19 protein-coding genes are annotated in these 16,227 nt (G+C 59.9%); 18 read left to right on the forward strand and 1 reads right to left on the reverse strand.

What is annotated here, in order from left to right; genetic code table 11:
- Nucleotides 1-43 precede the first annotated feature (43 nt).
- The 4 genes from msrA to V8J84_RS04535 all read left to right on the forward strand — a co-directional run bounded on the left by msrA (nt 44) and on the right by V8J84_RS04535 (nt 2,836).
- Nucleotides 44-694 carry a peptide-methionine (S)-S-oxide reductase MsrA gene (msrA, locus tag V8J84_RS04520; protein WP_339928464.1) on the forward strand — a complete coding sequence of 217 codons (651 nt, stop codon included), beginning with the start codon at nt 44-46 and terminating at the stop codon, nt 692-694.
- Nucleotides 687-1,481 (forward strand): SGNH/GDSL hydrolase family protein, encoded by a 795-nt coding sequence (locus V8J84_RS04525; protein ID WP_339928465.1) that lies wholly within the window; start codon nt 687-689, stop codon nt 1,479-1,481. The genes msrA and V8J84_RS04525 overlap by 8 nt, the downstream gene beginning before the upstream one ends.
- Nucleotides 1,482-1,510: 29 nt before the next feature.
- On the forward strand, nt 1,511-2,383 hold the full coding sequence (locus V8J84_RS04530) for a 50S ribosomal protein L11 methyltransferase (protein WP_339928467.1): 873 nt from the start codon (nt 1,511-1,513) through the stop codon (nt 2,381-2,383).
- A gap of 105 nt (nt 2,384-2,488) precedes the next feature.
- Nucleotides 2,489-2,836, forward strand: a complete 348-nt coding sequence (locus V8J84_RS04535) for a hypothetical protein (RefSeq protein ID WP_339928468.1) — start codon at nt 2,489-2,491, stop codon at nt 2,834-2,836.
- 131 nt (nt 2,837-2,967) lie between these two features.
- Here V8J84_RS04535 and V8J84_RS04540 read toward each other — a convergent pair whose 3' ends face one another.
- Nucleotides 2,968-3,180, reverse strand: coding sequence for a DUF1127 domain-containing protein (locus V8J84_RS04540; protein ID WP_339928469.1), 213 nt, complete (start codon nt 3,178-3,180; stop codon nt 2,968-2,970).
- A 334-nt stretch (nt 3,181-3,514) separates the two neighbouring features.
- Here V8J84_RS04540 and ruvC point away from each other — a divergent pair, with 334 nt between their 5' ends.
- The 14 genes from ruvC (at nt 3,515) to V8J84_RS04610 (ending at nt 16,206) form a co-directional block, all read left to right on the forward strand.
- Complete coding sequence (gene ruvC / locus V8J84_RS04545; protein WP_339928470.1) at nt 3,515-4,021, forward strand: crossover junction endodeoxyribonuclease RuvC; 507 nt, start codon at nt 3,515-3,517, stop codon at nt 4,019-4,021.
- Complete coding sequence (ruvA, locus tag V8J84_RS04550) at nt 4,018-4,671, forward strand: Holliday junction branch migration protein RuvA (RefSeq protein ID WP_339928471.1); 654 nt, start codon at nt 4,018-4,020, stop codon at nt 4,669-4,671. Before ruvC ends, ruvA begins: the two co-directional genes overlap by 4 nt.
- 44 nt (nt 4,672-4,715) lie before the next feature.
- On the forward strand, nt 4,716-5,735 hold the full coding sequence (gene ruvB, locus V8J84_RS04555) for a Holliday junction branch migration DNA helicase RuvB (protein ID WP_339928472.1): 1,020 nt from the start codon (nt 4,716-4,718) through the stop codon (nt 5,733-5,735).
- A 38-nt stretch (nt 5,736-5,773) separates the two neighbouring features.
- Nucleotides 5,774-6,400: a hypothetical protein gene (locus tag V8J84_RS04560; RefSeq protein ID WP_339928473.1), complete on the forward strand. Its 627-nt coding sequence runs from the start codon at nt 5,774-5,776 to the stop codon at nt 6,398-6,400.
- Nucleotides 6,397-6,783 carry a tol-pal system-associated acyl-CoA thioesterase gene (gene ybgC, locus V8J84_RS04565; RefSeq protein ID WP_339928474.1) on the forward strand — a complete coding sequence of 129 codons (387 nt, stop codon included), beginning with the start codon at nt 6,397-6,399 and terminating at the stop codon, nt 6,781-6,783. The genes V8J84_RS04560 and ybgC overlap by 4 nt, the downstream gene beginning before the upstream one ends.
- Nucleotides 6,784-6,887: 104 nt before the next feature.
- Complete coding sequence (gene tolQ, locus V8J84_RS04570; protein WP_339928475.1) at nt 6,888-7,562, forward strand: protein TolQ; 675 nt, start codon at nt 6,888-6,890, stop codon at nt 7,560-7,562.
- 2 nt (nt 7,563-7,564) lie between these two features.
- Nucleotides 7,565-8,041 (forward strand): ExbD/TolR family protein, encoded by a 477-nt coding sequence (locus V8J84_RS04575; protein WP_339928476.1) that lies wholly within the window; start codon nt 7,565-7,567, stop codon nt 8,039-8,041.
- A gap of 4 nt (nt 8,042-8,045) precedes the next feature.
- Complete coding sequence (locus V8J84_RS04580) at nt 8,046-9,155, forward strand: energy transducer TonB (RefSeq protein ID WP_339928477.1); 1,110 nt, start codon at nt 8,046-8,048, stop codon at nt 9,153-9,155.
- A 308-nt stretch (nt 9,156-9,463) separates the two neighbouring features.
- The gene (gene tolB / locus V8J84_RS04585) at nt 9,464-10,783 is read left to right on the forward strand and encodes a Tol-Pal system beta propeller repeat protein TolB (RefSeq protein WP_339929081.1); all 1,320 of its coding nucleotides are present in this window, start codon (nt 9,464-9,466) and stop codon (nt 10,781-10,783) included.
- Between the two features lie 87 nt (nt 10,784-10,870).
- Nucleotides 10,871-11,392: a peptidoglycan-associated lipoprotein Pal gene (gene pal, locus V8J84_RS04590; RefSeq protein WP_339928478.1), complete on the forward strand. Its 522-nt coding sequence runs from the start codon at nt 10,871-10,873 to the stop codon at nt 11,390-11,392.
- Nucleotides 11,393-11,401: 9 nt separating this feature from the next.
- Nucleotides 11,402-12,232 (forward strand): tol-pal system protein YbgF, encoded by an 831-nt coding sequence (ybgF, locus tag V8J84_RS04595; RefSeq protein ID WP_339928479.1) that lies wholly within the window; start codon nt 11,402-11,404, stop codon nt 12,230-12,232.
- Between the two features lie 6 nt (nt 12,233-12,238).
- Nucleotides 12,239-13,492 carry a tRNA lysidine(34) synthetase TilS gene (gene tilS / locus V8J84_RS04600; RefSeq protein ID WP_339928480.1) on the forward strand — a complete coding sequence of 418 codons (1,254 nt, stop codon included), beginning with the start codon at nt 12,239-12,241 and terminating at the stop codon, nt 13,490-13,492.
- 82 nt (nt 13,493-13,574) lie between these two features.
- The gene (ftsH, locus tag V8J84_RS04605) at nt 13,575-15,494 is read left to right on the forward strand and encodes an ATP-dependent zinc metalloprotease FtsH (RefSeq protein ID WP_339928481.1); all 1,920 of its coding nucleotides are present in this window, start codon (nt 13,575-13,577) and stop codon (nt 15,492-15,494) included.
- A 115-nt stretch (nt 15,495-15,609) separates the two neighbouring features.
- Entirely contained in the window at nt 15,610-16,206 is a 597-nt protein-coding gene (locus tag V8J84_RS04610) for an MOSC domain-containing protein (RefSeq protein WP_339928482.1), read from the forward strand.
- The last annotated feature ends 21 nt before the right edge of the window (nt 16,207-16,227 follow it).

Below are 16,227 nucleotides of genomic sequence, written 5' to 3' on the forward strand. Positions count from 1 at the left end.
CGCTGCCTATATCGTGACTGTAACAAGCGACAGGAGCCGCCACATGTTTTTCATGAACCGTGCCAAATCCGAAATGGTCACACCCGATGCCGCATTGCCGGGCCGTGACCAGCCGATCCCGACAGACAACACGCACTACGTTCTGGAAACGCCGCTATCGGCAGATGTCCCTGCGGGCATGAAGGAAGCGATGTTCGGCATGGGTTGTTTCTGGGGTGTTGAGCGTATGTTCTGGAAACTGGACGGCGTGCATTCCACGATGGTGGGCTATGCGGGCGGCTATACGCCCAATCCGACCTATGAAGAGGTGTGCAGCGGCAAGACCGGCCACAATGAAGTCGTGCGCGTGATCTATAACCCCGAAGTGACCAGCTATGAGAAGCTACTGCAGGTATTCTGGGAAGGGCATGACCCGACCCAGGGGATGCGGCAGGGCAATGATATGGGCACGCAATACCGCTCTGGCATCTACGTTTATTCCGACGCGCAGCGCAAAGCAGCGATTGAGGCGCGTGATGCCTTTGCACCGCGGTTGAGCGAAGCTGGCTATGGCGCGATCACAACCGAAATCGTGGACGCGCCCGCCTTCTATTTTGCCGAAGGATATCACCAGCAGTATCTGGCAAAGAACCCTGCCGGTTATTGCGGGATCGGCGGCACAGGCGTGACCTGCCCCATCGGGGTCGGTGTCTAGCGCGCGTCATACGGGCTACCACCGTCCGATCCTGCCACGGATCGGGTGGTGGCTTGTGGCGATTGTTCTTTCGCCGCTTCTCGCAATCCAGATCATTTATACCTTGCACCGCACGCCCAGCATGCCCGAGCCGCCGGGCGCGCGCAAAGGCGTGACGGGCTATACCGACGCGCCACGTGTGAGGGTGCTGATCCTGGGCGATTCATCCGCTGCCGGTGTCGGCGTGGATCACCAGCAGGACGCGCTGTCAGGCCAACTTGTGCGCCGGCTTGTGCACAACGGCTGGCTTGTGCAGTGGCAGACCGTTGCCAAAATTGGCGCGCGCACACGTGACACCGTCGAAAGGTTGCGCGATGCGGATGTCGACTCCGTTGACGTGGTGGTCATCGGGCTGGGCGTGAACGACGCGACCCATTTGATCCCCGAACGCCGCTGGTTGAACGAAACAGCAGACCTGCTCGATCTCATTGCTGAAAAGCTGGACGATCCGATTGTTCTGTTCTCGGGTTTTCCGCCCATTGGCCGCTTTCCGGCCATGACACGTCCGCTACGCAACTTAATGGGCTGGCGGGCTGATCTGATGGACAGGTCGCGGCAGGGCGCTTTTGCCGACCTGCCCAGCGTGATCCACATGCCTTTTGATATGCCGCTGACAGCAGCGCATATGGCGATGGACGGGTTCCACCCCGGACCAGAGGTTTACGACAAATGGGCCGAGGTTGCGGTGCAGGCTTGGCACTCCGCACAGGCGCGGCGTCCCATTGACGTGGATGGTTGGACAGCCTAACGCGACACCAGCCAAGCAAGGATCGCGCCATGACATCTTATTCCGCCCTCACCACCATGGATAACGAAGAAACCGCGCTGACCCTGTCGGACGCTCTTGAGGCCTTGGTGCCGGAACCCACGGGCGTTGGCGTATTCGAAATGGAAGACGGATCCGGCCTGTGGGAGGTTGGCGCATATTTTGACGACAAACCCGATATCGCAGCACTTGAGGTTCTGACGGCGGTGCATGACGTGAAGTCTTTTGTCGTCTCCGAAATCCCCGACCTTGATTGGGTGGCCCATGTCCGCCGCGAGCTGGCACCGGTCGAGGCGGGCCAGTTCTTTGTCTACGGATCACACGACGCGGACAAAGTGCCTGCCGATAAGACACCGTTGCTGATTGAGGCCGCAATGGCTTTTGGCACAGGCCACCACGGCACAACGCTTGGCTGCCTGCGGGCATTTGACCGGCTGGTGCAGGCGGGGTTCAATGATGGTCATGTCATCGACGTTGGCTGCGGCACGGCCGTGCTGGCAATGGCCGCGGCACATGTGGTGTCGCAAGAGGTGCTGGCCAGCGATATTGATCCGGTCGCCGTGGACGTGGCCGAGGTGAATGTAAAAGCCAACGGATTGGACGGGCGGGTGCGCTGCGTGGTCGCCGCAGGCTTTGACGCGCCAGAACTGAAAGAGGCCGGACCATACGATCTGGTCTTTGCCAATATCCTGAAGGGCCCGCTGATCAATCTTGCTCCGTCCATGGCGCAGGCCACCAAAAATGGCGGCAATGTGATTCTGTCGGGTATTTTGAACACGCAAGCCGACGACGTGATCGCTGTTTATTGCGACAATGGATACAGTCTTCTGCATCGCGACGAAATTGTTGAGTGGACTACGCTGACAATGACAAAAACCGGCTGATTTTAAGTTGTTTTGATGGGCTTTGGCCGGACTTGCCTTAATTGCGCCACATTTCAGGGCGATTTTGAACATCATGAAGTGGGGGCTTCATTTAGAGAGGCTGACATGGCCAATACTGCCAACGTCCCATTTAATACCCGCCTGCGCCGGATTGTGCGTCGCAACAATCGCATGGTGCACGGGACCGCGCTGACAATGAAACGTGATGGTCTGATCGTGGCACAGCCGCGCATCTATAACCCGCGCTTTCCACTGCGCGGACTTTTGCTTTTGATCTCGGTCGCATTCCTGTTCAAAGGATACATCTACGCTGAACTGGGCGCGCGTGATTATAACGCCCGCGTCGCTGCGATGTCAGAAGGTGCGATGATTGAACAGGCAGGCGGATGGCTGATGGCCGCTGATCCGGCCACTGTGATTGTCGGGAATTTCCTGCGCGAATTGCTGCGCTGAAATGAACACCTGCGCGTGCGCTTGTCGCGCGCGCAATCTGCTGCCCTCCTCGCGCGGATTTCAAATGAAAAGGCCACGCCAGTTTTCTCTGGCGTGGCCTTTCGCGTGAGTGGTGTCGCGCCTGTGATCGCTTAGAAGCGGTATGTGCCAGTTGCAACTGCGTCGATATCAGCGGATGTCAGGCCGATGTCTTCCAGTTCGCGGGCCGACAATTTGCCCAGCGATTTGCGTGTGATGCGTGCATCGTTCCACGCCGCAAGCATGCCAAATGAATTTGCGAAGACAGAGACGAAAGAAGGTGCGGACGACGCCGCGAGAGGACGTGCTGTATCAAAAGCGGCCATTGCCATGTTCCTTGAAAGTTGGGGTGCTGCAGTGCAGCGCGTTATCTTGATGCAGCGCATGTAGTGCCGCTGTTCTGGCCCGACTAGGCAGTTTTTTCGCATAGGTGATATGCGTTTCAAACATGCCTTATTTTTGTGCGAAATCTTGCAAAGTATTAACCTTTACAGACGTTTATGGGTGTCGCTTTTGGCCTTCGCCACGGCGCTTTTTGCCCTGCCGTAAGGGCAGGCGTATGGAGGGCCGCAATCAAAGCGCTTGGTGTGTGTTCGCGTTTTGTGCTATTAGCTGGAAAAAATGCCCGCAAGCGGCACATCGGCAGAGCAGAGGACAATCATGCGCGTATTGGGAATTGACCCCGGCCTGCGGAACATGGGCTGGGGCATTATCGACGTTGACGGATCGCGGCTGTCGCATGTGGCAAACGGTATTTGCAAATCGCAGGCTGGCGATCTCGCCCCGCGTTTGCTGTCGCTTTATGAGCAGTTGACCGACGTGATGCATCGCTACCAGCCTGAGACGGCAGCGGTGGAACAGACCTTTGTGAACAAAGATGCGGTCGGTACGCTCAAGCTGGGTCAGGCGCGCGGCATTGCGCTGCTCGTGCCCGCCAAGGCAGGGCTCGAGATTGGTGAATACGCGCCTAACGCGGTGAAAAAAACGGTTGTGGGCGTGGGCCATGCGGCCAAGGCGCAGATCGACCATATGGTGAAAATTCAACTGCCCGGCGTGCAAATCGCGGGGCCGGATGCGGCGGATGCGCTGGCGATTGCGATCTGCCACGCGCACCACATGCAATCGGCCAATCATTTGAGCCGTGCAATCGCAAAGGCCGCGTCATGATCGGGAAAATTGTAGGCGTTCTGGACTACCGCGCGGCGGATCATGTGCTGATCGACGTGCGAGGGGTGGGCTATATCGTTTATGTGTCCGACCGCGTGATGGCATCTTTACCAACAGCGGGCGAGACGGTGGCGCTTTATACCGATCTTCTGGTGCGCGAGGATAACTTGCAGCTATTCGGCTTTACCACATTGGTCGAAAAGGAATGGCACAGGTTGCTGATGTCCGTGCAAGGGATCGGCGCGAAAGCATCCATGGCGATCCTTGGTGCGCTGGGCGACGATGGTGTCAGCCGCGCGATTGCGCTCGGCGATTGGAACGCGGTGGCGAAGGCCAAGGGCGTAGGGCCAAAGACCGCGCAGCGGGTCATTATCGAACTCAAGGATAAGGCCCCTGGTGTCATGGCGATGGGCGGCACACTGGCGCAGGCCACCGGCGACGAGGTGATTGAGACAACAACGCCCACACCGCGCAAGGCTCCCGCGAAGGTGAACCCGGCGCAGTCCGAAGCGTTATCGGCCTTGGGCAATCTGGGCTACGCGCCCGGTGACGCGGCAAGCGCGGTGGCCGAGGCGATGGGTGCTGCACCTGATCTGGACACGTCCGGTTTGATCCGCGCGGCCTTGAAGCTTTTGGCCCCAAAGGGGTAGGGGTTGCTCGTCCGCCCTGTCAGGCGGACTCGCGGGAAAGATAGATGACTGAACCTGATCCGACATTGCGGCCCGACCGCCAGCCAGACGACGCCGACCGCGCATTGCGGCCGCAGACGCTGGACGAATTTATCGGTCAGCGGGACGCGCGCGCAAATCTCAAGGTCTTTATCGAAAGCGCCAAGATGCGCGGCGAGGCGATGGATCACGCGCTGTTTCATGGCCCACCCGGCCTTGGCAAAACAACGCTTGCGCAGATTATGGCGCGGGAACTGGGCGTGAATTTTCGCATGACATCAGGGCCGGTGCTGGCCAAAGCCGGTGATCTGGCGGCGATCCTGACCAATCTGGAAGCCCGCGATGTGTTGTTTATCGACGAGATCCACCGCCTGAACCCAGCGGTGGAAGAGGTGCTCTATCCGGCACTTGAAGATTTCGAGCTTGATCTCGTCATCGGTGAGGGGCCAGCGGCGCGGACTGTTCGGATCGAGCTGCAACCCTTTACGCTGGTGGGTGCGACCACCCGCATGGGGCTTTTGACAACGCCGCTGCGCGACCGGTTTGGTATTCCGACAAGGCTTGAGTTTTATACCGAGGACGAGTTGCACCAGATTGTCACGCGTGGTGCGCGGCTTATGGGCGCGCCCGCCGATGACGCCGGAGCACGCGAGATCGCGCGTCGCGCCAGAGGCACCCCGCGCATCGCAGGCCGCCTATTGCGGCGGGTGGTGGATTTTGCGGTGGTCGAAGGCGACGGGCGCGTCACCCAAGCGATTGCCGATATGGCGCTCAACCGGCTGGGTGTGGATCATCTGGGACTGGATAACGCGGATCGGCGATATCTGCGGCTGATCGGCGAAAATTACGGCGGCGGGCCCGTGGGGATCGAAACGATGTCAGCGGCCCTGTCTGAAAGCCGCGATAGTCTGGAAGATGTGATCGAGCCCTATCTGCTGCAAAAGGGGCTGATCCAACGCACGCCGCGCGGGCGGATGCTGGCGCAGTTGGCGTGGACCCACTTGGGGTTGGAGCCGCCCAAAGGGCAGACGGATTTGTTTAACTGAAACGTGCGGACGCCTCCGGCGGGAGTATTTTGGGCAAAATGATACAAAGTGACGAAATAGCAGCCTTCTTTACCCGATCAGACGGGCAGTATTTGTGCGCCCGCTGGGGGCGCCCGATTGCGCCGGTGGTGTTTGGTGTTGATGATGCCACGCTTGCGGTTTTCAAGGGTGCGATTGAGGCTGTTGTGACGCTGGCCGGGCACAAGATGGACGAGATCGACGCCGAGCTTGGCGCTAATCTCATGGTGTTCTTCTGCACCGATTGGGACGAAATGACCGACGTGCCGCATCTGGACAAACTGGTGCCGGATCTTGGCCCGCTGGTTGAACGGCTCAAGGCGGCGGATGCGAACCAGTACCGGATTTTCCGCTTTGACGAGGCGCGCGCGATTCGAGCGGCCTTTGTGTTCATCCGGATGGACGAGAACCTGCAAAGCATTGGTGCAGATGCGCTGGCGCTCAGCCAAGCGGTCCAGACGATCTTGCTGTGGTCGGACGCAGCCTTTACCGATCAGCCGCCGCTTGCGCAGGTCAATGGCAACACCGTGCTGCGCCCTGATGTGGCGGCGATCATTCGGGCAGCCTACGATCCTGTCATGCCAGCTGTGGCGACAGACCCGAGCCACGCCTTGCGCCTTGCCGCACGGATGGAGCTGCCGCAATGACCCATCAGTTGCCCGTGCGGGTCTATTATGAAGACACCGATATGGCGGGGATCGTCTACTACGCCAACTATCTCAAATATATCGAACGGGGCCGGTCAGAGCTGGTGGAAGAGCTGGGTCTGAACCAGCGCGTAATGCGCGATGCGGGTATCGTCTTTGTCGTAACACGCGTGGAGGCAGATTATCTGGCGCCCGCGCGGCTGGATGACAGGCTTACGGTCTTGACCACGCATACAGCCGCATCGCCGGTGCGATGGATGTTCGAGCAAGAGGTGCGGCGCGACAAACAGGTGTTGTTCAAAGCGATTGTGACAGCCGTTTGTATGACGACAGAGGGCAAGCCCACGCGGCTGCCAGCGGAACTTCGCCGAAAATTGGGCTAGAACGCCGGGGCGATCACGCGGGTTTGGTTGGATTTCCCGCCTGACATGCGCTAGCTTGCTGCCAATCAGAGCCCGCTGACGGGCCGACAGACCAGAGCAGGTACATGGAAGCAGCACACGAATTTACAATGTGGGCCTTGTTCGCCCGCGCGACACTGACCGTGAAATTGGTGATGATCATGTTGATCGCAGCATCTGTATGGTGCTGGGCCGTGATCATCGACAAAATCATCCAATATCGTTGCGCCCGCCGCGAGGCTGCGATCTTTGACCGCGCGTTCTGGTCGGGAGAGCCGCTTGACGGATTGTTCGACCAGATCGGCACGTCGCCCAAAGGGCAAAGCCAGAAGATTTTTGCGGCCGGTATGCTGGAATGGCGCAGGTCGCATCGGCAGGATGGCGGGCTCATCGCGGGTGCGCAGGCGCGGATCGACCGGTCCATGGACGTTGCCATCGCCAAAGAGGCTGCGCGGTTGCAAAAGGGCTTGCCCGTGCTGGCGACGGTGGGGTCAACCGCGCCGTTTGTGGGGCTTTTCGGCACCGTCTGGGGCATCATGAACGCCTTTATCGAAATCGCTGAGCAGCAGAATACGAACCTTGCTGTCGTGGCGCCCGGCATTGCCGAGGCGCTTTTGGCGACAGGTCTTGGCCTGCTCGCGGCTATTCCTGCCGTGATTTTTTACAACAAACTGTCGGCGGACAGTGACCGGATCGTGGCCGGTTACGAGGCGTTTGCCGACGAATTTGCGACCATCCTAAGCCGTCAGTTGGATAGCTAGTCATGGGTGCTGGTGTCATGAAATCCGGCGATGATAGTGGCGGACGTCGGCGCAGACGCGGCGCGCGCCGGACGCAGCCCATGGCCGAGATCAACGTCACGCCCTTTGTGGACGTGATGCTGGTGTTGCTGATTATCTTTATGGTCGCGGCTCCGTTACTAACAGTGGGCGTTCCGGTGGAACTTCCCAAAACAGCCGCCAATGCACTGCCCACGGATGACGAGGAACCGCTGACCGTTACGATCACTGCCACGGGCGAGGTTCAGATTCAGAATACAGCGACTGCACCGGATGAATTGATCGCCAAATTGCAGGCGATTGCGGCGGAACGCACAAGCGACCGCATCTTTTTGCGCGCTGACGGGGCCAATGACTGGAACACGGTGGCCGAGATTATGGGCGCGCTCAACGCTGGCGGCTTTTCCAACATCGGCCTTGTGACCGACATCGCAGCCCCCGGCGAGGCGCTGGGAAACTAGGCGCATGTGGACACCGGGCACCACAGTTTCGGCTATCGGACACGCAGGCTTCATCGGCTGGCTTTTGCTGGGCTGGGGGCTAAGCGCCGATCCGCTGCCGTTTGACGTGACGCAGGTATCTGTCGTGTCGGGTGAGGAATATGCCGCATTGGTGGCCGCCACATCGCCTGATGCCGAAAGCTTTGACCCACAGGCACCCGTTGTGCCAACCGAGGATACACCACCGGATGCGGTAGAAGATGCGCCTGACGTGGCCCCCGTTGCCGAAACGCCGGACGCCGTGCCGCTGCCCGCCGAAGATACGGCCCCACCAGACGCGCCATCACCGCCTGCTGAACCCGCCGAATTGACCGACAGCGTGGCCGTGCCGCAAGCGCCATCTGTGGGCGAGCCGGACCTGCCCGTATCCGACACACCGCAAGAGGCGCAGGCCGACCGGATTGCAAGCGTGCCAACCGCGCCGCCACCGCCTGACGTTGATACCGCGGCCGTGGTGCAGGATCAGACATCGCCCGACGCGGCACCTGATGCGCCAGAGGTTGAAACGCCGCTGGAAGAAGCAGCGCCCGAGGACACGGCAACCGCCATCGTGCCGGAGGACGCCACGCCATCAGGCGCAGTCGAGACATCTCTGCGCCCTTCGGCGCGTCCGGCCAGACCAACCCCGCCCGCGCCTGCGGAAACCGAACCCGAAACCGATACAGCAGACGCCAGCGATGATGCGACAGACCCTGCCGTGGCCGCTGCGCTTGAGGCGGCCACAACCGCCGCGACCAGCGCAAATGTCCCCCAAGGCCCGCCGATGACGGGCAGCGAGCGCGATGGATTTCGCGTGGCTGTGAATGCCTGCTGGAATGTCGATCCCGGATCGGTTGCAGCACGTGTGACGGTCGAGGTCGGCTTTAGCCTTGATCAAAACGGGCGGGTAAGCGGTGATGTGCGTCTTCTGTCATCCAATGGTGACAACAGTGCCACGCAAACCGCCTTTCAGGCCGCCCGCCGTGCGATCCTGCGATGCCAGACCCAAAGCGGCTATGATCTGCCTGCCGAGAAATACGGCCAGTGGAAGGACGTTGTGATTACGTTTGATCCGTCCGGGATGCGGCTGCGATGATCGGGCAAGCGCGTCCAGAGAGCTACCAATCGGAGCGGCATCGTTGCACGACATTTTTTGCGGATTGGTCGAAAGTCACTTATTTGTGGCCCTGCCTCCAATCCCTCGGAACGAAACTGACCAAATTCCGCAGTGGGCGAAGGCGCAAAAGCGGCGTGAGAGTTGAACAAAAGCGCGGTCTTGCGCGTTTGGTTTCGGCAAACAGTCGCTGGCAGCCGCAAATTCCCCTTTGCGCACAGCCAAACCAAAGTAGAAAAGCCGGAATATCCCGAAAAGGGGACACAAATATCATGATGGCCAAGCTGACAATGACACGCGCACTGACACTGATACTGACACTTTTGTTTATGGTGCCTGCGGTGGTGCATGCGCAATCTGGCCCTTTGCGGCTGACCATCACCGACGGTGTGATTGAGCCGCTGCCATTTGCAGCACCACTGTTCGAGGCCGAAAACGAAGCCGCCGCACAGGTGGCCGCTGATATCACGCGGGTGATGACGCAGGACCTGACAGGCACGGGACTGTTTCGCGACATCCCCGCATCGGCATTTATCGGATCGGTCGACAGCTTTGTGCAACCCGTGGCCTATGCCGACTGGCGCGCGATCAACGCACAGGCCCTGATCAAGGGTGCTGTGACTGTGAACGGCGACCAGCTGGTCGTGAAATTCCGCCTGTATGACGTGTTCTCGGGCGCGGAACTGGGTGAAGGCCAGCAACTGGTCGGCACAACAAGCGGCTGGCGGCGCATGGCGCATAAGGTCGCTGACGTGGTCTATAGCCGGATCACTGGCGAGGGCGGCTATTTTGACAGCCGCGTTGTGTTCGTCGGTGAAACCGGCCCAAAGGATAACCGGCTCAAGCGGTTGGCGATCATGGATTATGACGGCGCCAATGTGCAGTTCCTGACCGATAGCGCCGCTCTTGTGCTGGCACCACGGTTCAGCCCCACCGGTGATCGCGTGCTTTATACCAGTTACGAAAGCGGCTTTCCCCGTATTAACGTGCTTGATGTGGCCTCTGTCGGGCGGCGGCAGCTTGAAACCGCACCCGGCGAAATGGCGTTTTCGCCCCGCTTTTCGCGCGATGGCACGCAAGTCATCTATAGCCTGTCCAATGGTGGCAACACCGACATCTGGCGCACTGACCTGACAACCGGTCAGCACACGCGCCTGACCGAAGCACCCAGCATCGAAACCGCTCCCAGCTTTAGCCCTGACGGCAGCCAGATCGTTTTTGAAAGCGACAGGTCCGGTACGCAGCAACTTTATATCATGTCCGCCAGCGGTGGCGACGCGCGCCGCATTTCGTTTGGCGACGGGCGCTACGGCACACCGGTCTGGTCGCCCCGCGGCGATCTGGTGGCCTTTACCAAGCAAAATGCGGGCCGATTCCATATCGGCGTGATGCGCACCGACGGCAGCGAAGAACGCCTTCTGACGGCCAGTCAGCTTGATGAAAGCCCTACATGGTCCCCCAACGGGCGAGTGATCATGTTCATGCGCGAGACATTGGGCGAAAACGGATCATCAACGCTTTATTCGGTCGATATTTCCGGGCGTAATCTGAAGCCTGTCGCGGTGACGGGTGGCGCATCCGATCCGTCATGGGGCCCGCTTCAGCCGTAAAAAGGCGTAACGATAGGTGAATTCCCCCGCGCGGCACCTTGTGATACTGTCGCGCGCAAGAGCACAAGAAGAACAGGAAACTGACAGATGAAAATGCTGAAATTGCTGGCCCTCGCAGGGTTGATCGCGGCCACGGCGGCTTGCACGAACCCCGACCGGTTTGCAGGCGACGGGGCGCAGACGGACCCGAATGCAAATGTGGCTGTCGCGCCGCCACCTTTGACAGGCGCCAATGACCCCAACAGCCCGCAGTATTTCAGCCAGACCATCGGTGACCGCGTCTTGTTCGAAGTGGATCAATCCACGCTGACGGCCGCTGGCCAGCGCACGCTGGACGGTCAGGCACAGTGGTTGCAGACCAACGCGGATTACCGCGCCATCATCGAAGGCCACGCCGACGAACAGGGCACACGTGAATACAACCTTGCCCTAGGCGCGCGCCGCGCCAACGCCGTGCGCGAATATCTGGTGTCAAAAGGCGTGCCATCGGGCCGCTTACAAGTCATCAGCTACGGCAAAGAGCGCCCGATCGAGGTTTGCGCGTCAGAGGCATGTTATAGCCAGAACCGCCGCGCTGTGACCATCATTTCCATCGGTGCGACCAGCTAGAGGAAAACCATGCTGCCACGCTTTATTCATGCTTTGGTATTCGGGGTGGCGCTTGCCGCCCCTTTGCCTGTTTTGGCGCAATCGGATGAAACGCTTGCCGATATCCGCCAGCAACTGTCGGTGCTTTATGTTGATATCCAGCGGTTGCGCACCGAACTGTCGACAACAGGTGGTCTGACCACTGGCACGCAGGGCAATACGCCGCTTGATCGGCTCAATGCCATCGAAGGCGAATTGCAGCGCCTGACGTCCAAGACCGAAGAGCTTGAGTTTCGTGTGAACAGGATCACCGTGGACGGCACCAACCGGATCGGTGATCTGGAATTCCGCCTGTGCGAACTGGAAACATCCTGCGACATCGCGCTTCTGGGCGACACGCCAAGCCTTGGCGGTGTTGATAACGGTGCCGATGTGCCGTCGGCAGAACCGGCACCGTCCACGGATGGCCCTGCCTTGGCCATTGGCGAACAAGGCGATTTTGAGCGGGCGCAGGAGGCGCTCGCCTCCGGTGACTTTCGCAGCGCCGCTGACCTCCTTGCGACCTTCGGCACGACCTACCCCGGATCGCCGCTAGCGCAGGATGCAGCACTGCTGCGCGGAGAGGCGCTTGAGGGGCTGGGCGAGACTGTCAACGCAACCCGCGCCTATCTTGAGGCCTTTGCCGGAAATCCGCAGGGCACCAAAGCGCCGGATGCGCTCTATAAGCTCGGATTTTCACTGGGCCAGATCGGGCAGGCGGCTGATGCCTGCGTGACATTGGCCGAAGTGGGTATCCGCTTCCCCGGTCATCCCGCAGAGTCTCAGGCCCGCACGGCCATGGCCAATCTGGGTTGCCAGTAACAGCGGATGTCAGGAACAGCCGCGCTGCAAGCCCGATTTGCCGCAACAATTCAGGACCATCTTGATCCGGACCCGCCACTGACGCTTGGCGTCGCGGTATCGGGCGGCGGCGATAGCATGGCCTTGCTTGAACTGGTGCGCCATTGGGCACAGGGACGCAACGTGTCTTTGCGTGCCGTGACGGTTGATCACAAACTGCGCGACGTGACGGGCGAGGTTGCTCTGGTTGCACGCTATTGCGCCACCCATGGTCTGCCGCATGACGTGCTATCGTGGGCGGGGTGGGACCAGCAAGGCAATCTGCAAGACAGCGCCCGCACCGCGCGGCGCGATCTAATTGCGCAATGGGCCGCCGATCATAGCATCGCCCTCACGCTGTACGGCCATACGGCCGACGATCAGGCGGAAACCCTGTTGATGCGCCTGTCCCGCGGGTCCGGCGTGGATGGTCTTGCGGGAATCGCTGCCCGTCCCGCAGGCGCAGGGCTTTTGCGCCCGCTATTGGCCGAACGCCGTCAGGATTTACGCGCATATCTAAGGGAAGCAGACGTGCCGTGGGCCGAAGACCCGTCAAATGACGATCTGCAATTTGATCGCATTAAAGCCCGCCGGATGATGGTCCACCTGTCTGAGCTTGGCCTGACGACAGACCGTCTGCTGGCCACTGCTGCCCACATGCAACGTGCCCGGACTGGCCTGCAAACCGCAGCATCTGATTTCGCGCGCCAGCATGTGCGGGGCGAAGCGGGCGATCTGATTTTCGCGCCCGATGCGCTGCATCTGTCGTCCGGCGATGCGCCTGCGCGTGTGCTGACGGCTGCGATGATGTGGATGACGGGCCAAACCTACCGCCCCCGCTATGACGCGCTGACCCGTGCTGTGACTGCGGTGCAAAACGGAGAGCAGCGCACACTGTCTGGTGTTGTCCTGCGACCGGACGGTGACACTTTGCGCATGATCCGCGAACTGGCCGCAATCCGCGCGGCACGCACGCAAGGGCGGGACAAGCTGCTCTGGGATCATCGCTGGCAGATCACCCCGCCAGACGATCACAACAAGATTTTCACCGTGCAAGCCTTGGGCGATGCGATCCGTCATGTGCACGACTGGCGTGAATGCGGGCTGTCCCGCCAGACACTCATGACCACACCCGCCATTTTCGACGGTGACACGCTGATTGCGGCCCCTGTGGCGGGATACAGTCAGGGCTGGACGGCGCGGATTGTCGCGGATTTCCATAGTTCACTCGTTTCGCATTGAAGAATGGCCGCGAGCCTCTATTTTAGTATCAACACCCGGCTTCCGTTTTACGCCGGTTTTCCTGCTTCAAAGGAGTTCCCCTGTGGGTAACACACGCAATATCGTCTTTTGGGTCGTCCTCTTCCTGCTGGTTCTGGCACTGTTTGAACTGTTCAGCGGTGGCGAAGGTGCGACTGGGTCCAATACCAAGAGCTATTCCGAATTTGTAGAGGCGGTGGACAATGACGCCGTCACGCAAGTCGTGCTTGACGGTGAAACCGTGCGCTATCGTGGCACCGACGGACGCGAATACTCCGCTGTGATCCCTGCCGATGCGCAGGTCACGGATATGCTGATCGCCGCCGACATTCCGGTCGAGGCGCGGTCACAGGAAACATCGCTGTTCCAGTCGTTCCTTGTGTCACTGCTGCCATTCCTCCTGCTGATCGGTGTATGGATTTACTTCATGAACCGCATGCAAGGCGGCGGCAAAGGTGGTGCGATGGGCTTTGGTAAGTCCAAGGCCAAGCTGCTGACCGAAAAGCATGGCCGTGTGACGTTTGATGACGTGGCCGGCATTGATGAAGCCAAGGAAGAGCTGGAAGAGATCGTGGAATTCCTGCGCAACCCGCAGAAATTCTCGCGCCTTGGCGGTAAAATCCCCAAAGGTGCCCTGCTTGAAGGCCCTCCCGGTACTGGTAAAACCCTGCTGGCCCGTGCCATCGCAGGCGAGGCTGGCGTGCCGTTCTTCACCATCTCGGGTTCCGACTTCGTGGAAATGTTCGTCGGTGTGGGTGCTTCGCGTGTCCGCGATATGTTCGAGCAGGCCAAGAAAAACGCACCATGTATCGTCTTTATCGACGAGATCGACGCCGTGGGCCGTGCCCGTGGTGTTGGCATGGGTGGCGGTAACGATGAGCGTGAACAGACGCTTAACCAGTTGCTTGTCGAGATGGACGGTTTTGAAGCCAACGAGGGTGTGATCATCATCGCGGCCACAAACCGCAAAGACGTGCTTGATCCCGCGCTGCTGCGTCCGGGCCGCTTTGACCGTCAGGTCACCGTGGGCAACCCCGACATCAAAGGCCGCGAGAAAATCCTTGGCGTGCACGCCCGCAAGACACCGCTTGGCCCTGACGTTGATCTGCGGATCATCGCGCGCGGCACACCCGGTTTTTCCGGTGCAGATTTGGCGAACCTTGTGAACGAAGCTGCCTTGACAGCCGCCCGCGTCGGTCGTCGTTTCGTCGCGATGCTCGATTTCGAGCAGGCAAAGGACAAAATCCTCATGGGTGCCGAACGCCGTTCGATGGTGTTGACGCAGGACCAAAAGGAAAAGACAGCCTATCACGAGGCGGGCCACGCCATCGTGGGCATCAACCTGCCCAAGTGTGATCCGGTCTATAAGGCCACGATCATTCCGCGCGGCGGTGCCTTGGGCATGGTGATGAGCCTGCCTGAAATGGACAAACTGCAAATGTTCAAGGACGAGGCCGAACAGCGCATCGCCATGACAATGGCGGGCAAGGCGGCTGAAATCCTGAAATATGGCGCTGACGAAGTATCGTCCGGCCCTGTCGGCGACATCATGCAGGCCAGCCAGTTGGCCCGCGCGATGGTCATGCGCTACGGCATGTCCGACAAGGTCGGTAACATCGACTATCAGGAAGCGGCGGCTGGCTATCAGGCCAACGGCGGTGCGGGTGGTTTCTCGGTTTCGGCAGCAACGAAAGAGCTGATCGAAAGTGAAGTAAAGCGCATTATCGACGAAGGTTATGAGACAGCTTATCGGATCCTGACGGAAAAGAACGACGAGTTCGAACGCCTCGCACAAGGTCTGCTGGAATATGAAACTCTGACAGGTGCTGAAATCAACCGCGTGATCAAAGGCGAACCGCCGCACGTTGACGAGGATGAAGAGGATAACACCGGCTCTGGCAACGCGCCGAACGTGACCTCCATCCCCAAGACGAAGCCGAAAAAGCCCAAAGCCCCTGATGGCGGCGTGCCCGATCCGGCCTAACTCTGTACGATAAGACAACCAAAAGCCCCGCAGCATCCTGCGGGGCTTTTCCGTTTGCGGAGTGAGGCCGCGACAGGGCAAGGTGCGGCACGGATCGCAATGACAGGATAGCCCCATGCCCGCGCTGAAGCCCACGGACCTTTACGGTGAAATCACATGGATCGGTACGGTGCCAGAAGATGCGGGTTTACAGTCCGTCGCACGCGACGTGCTGACGCTGACCTACGCGGGACCAGAGGGGGAGGCACACAGCGGGTTGACCCGCCCGTCTTGCGTGCGCGTCAAATCGCAATGGCCGCCAGGCACCGAAATTCGCAACGTGCGGCAACTGTCGGTCATGTCTCAGGAAGAGATTGACGAAATTGCCGTCGATTGCGGGCTGGAAAACCTTGATCCCGCGCTTTTGGGGGCGACACTGGTGATCCGTGGCATCCCCGATTTCACCCATGTACCGCCGTCGTCGCGTTTGCAAAACGCTGACCTGTCGACCTTGGTGATCGATATGGAAAACCGTCCTTGTGTTCTGCCCGGTCGCGAGATCGAGGCGGAGTATCCCGGTGCAGGTGCCAAGTTCAAACCCGCCGCCAAGGACAAGCGCGGCGTGACGGCGTGGGTCGAACACGAGGGTGAAATGCGTGTCGGTGACAAGCTGCGCCTACATGTCCCTGATCAACGCGCGTGGCTGTCGCAACCCGATCTTTTCGACACCTGACGTTTCCAATCCGAAACCAAA

The sequence above is a fragment of the Yoonia sp. 208BN28-4 genome (assembly GCF_037543925.1).
Classification (GTDB): domain Bacteria; phylum Pseudomonadota; class Alphaproteobacteria; order Rhodobacterales; family Rhodobacteraceae; genus Yoonia.

Bases quoted from the DNA above. Each gene is read 5' to 3' on its own strand.
- msrA (WP_339928464.1), top strand. From the start codon at position 44: ATGTTTTTCATGAACCGTGCCAAATCCGAAATGGTCACACCCGATGCC.
- V8J84_RS04530 (WP_339928467.1), top strand. From the start codon at position 1,511: ATGACATCTTATTCCGCCCTCACCACCATGGATAACGAAGAAACCGCG.
- V8J84_RS04535 (WP_339928468.1), top strand. From the start codon at position 2,489: ATGGCCAATACTGCCAACGTCCCATTTAATACCCGCCTGCGCCGGATT.
- V8J84_RS04540 (WP_339928469.1), bottom strand. From the start codon at position 3,180: ATGGCCGCTTTTGATACAGCACGTCCTCTCGCGGCGTCGTCCGCACCT.
- ruvC (WP_339928470.1), top strand. From the start codon at position 3,515: ATGCGCGTATTGGGAATTGACCCCGGCCTGCGGAACATGGGCTGGGGC.
- ruvA (WP_339928471.1), top strand. From the start codon at position 4,018: ATGATCGGGAAAATTGTAGGCGTTCTGGACTACCGCGCGGCGGATCAT.
- ruvB (WP_339928472.1), top strand. From the start codon at position 4,716: ATGACTGAACCTGATCCGACATTGCGGCCCGACCGCCAGCCAGACGAC.
- V8J84_RS04560 (WP_339928473.1), top strand. From the start codon at position 5,774: ATGATACAAAGTGACGAAATAGCAGCCTTCTTTACCCGATCAGACGGG.
- ybgC (WP_339928474.1), top strand. From the start codon at position 6,397: ATGACCCATCAGTTGCCCGTGCGGGTCTATTATGAAGACACCGATATG.
- tolQ (WP_339928475.1), top strand. From the start codon at position 6,888: ATGGAAGCAGCACACGAATTTACAATGTGGGCCTTGTTCGCCCGCGCG.
- V8J84_RS04575 (WP_339928476.1), top strand. From the start codon at position 7,565: ATGGGTGCTGGTGTCATGAAATCCGGCGATGATAGTGGCGGACGTCGG.
- V8J84_RS04580 (WP_339928477.1), top strand. From the start codon at position 8,046: ATGTGGACACCGGGCACCACAGTTTCGGCTATCGGACACGCAGGCTTC.
- tolB (WP_339929081.1), top strand. From the start codon at position 9,464: ATGACACGCGCACTGACACTGATACTGACACTTTTGTTTATGGTGCCT.
- pal (WP_339928478.1), top strand. From the start codon at position 10,871: ATGAAAATGCTGAAATTGCTGGCCCTCGCAGGGTTGATCGCGGCCACG.
- ybgF (WP_339928479.1), top strand. From the start codon at position 11,402: ATGCTGCCACGCTTTATTCATGCTTTGGTATTCGGGGTGGCGCTTGCC.
- tilS (WP_339928480.1), top strand. From the start codon at position 12,239: ATGTCAGGAACAGCCGCGCTGCAAGCCCGATTTGCCGCAACAATTCAG.
- V8J84_RS04610 (WP_339928482.1), top strand. From the start codon at position 15,610: ATGCCCGCGCTGAAGCCCACGGACCTTTACGGTGAAATCACATGGATC.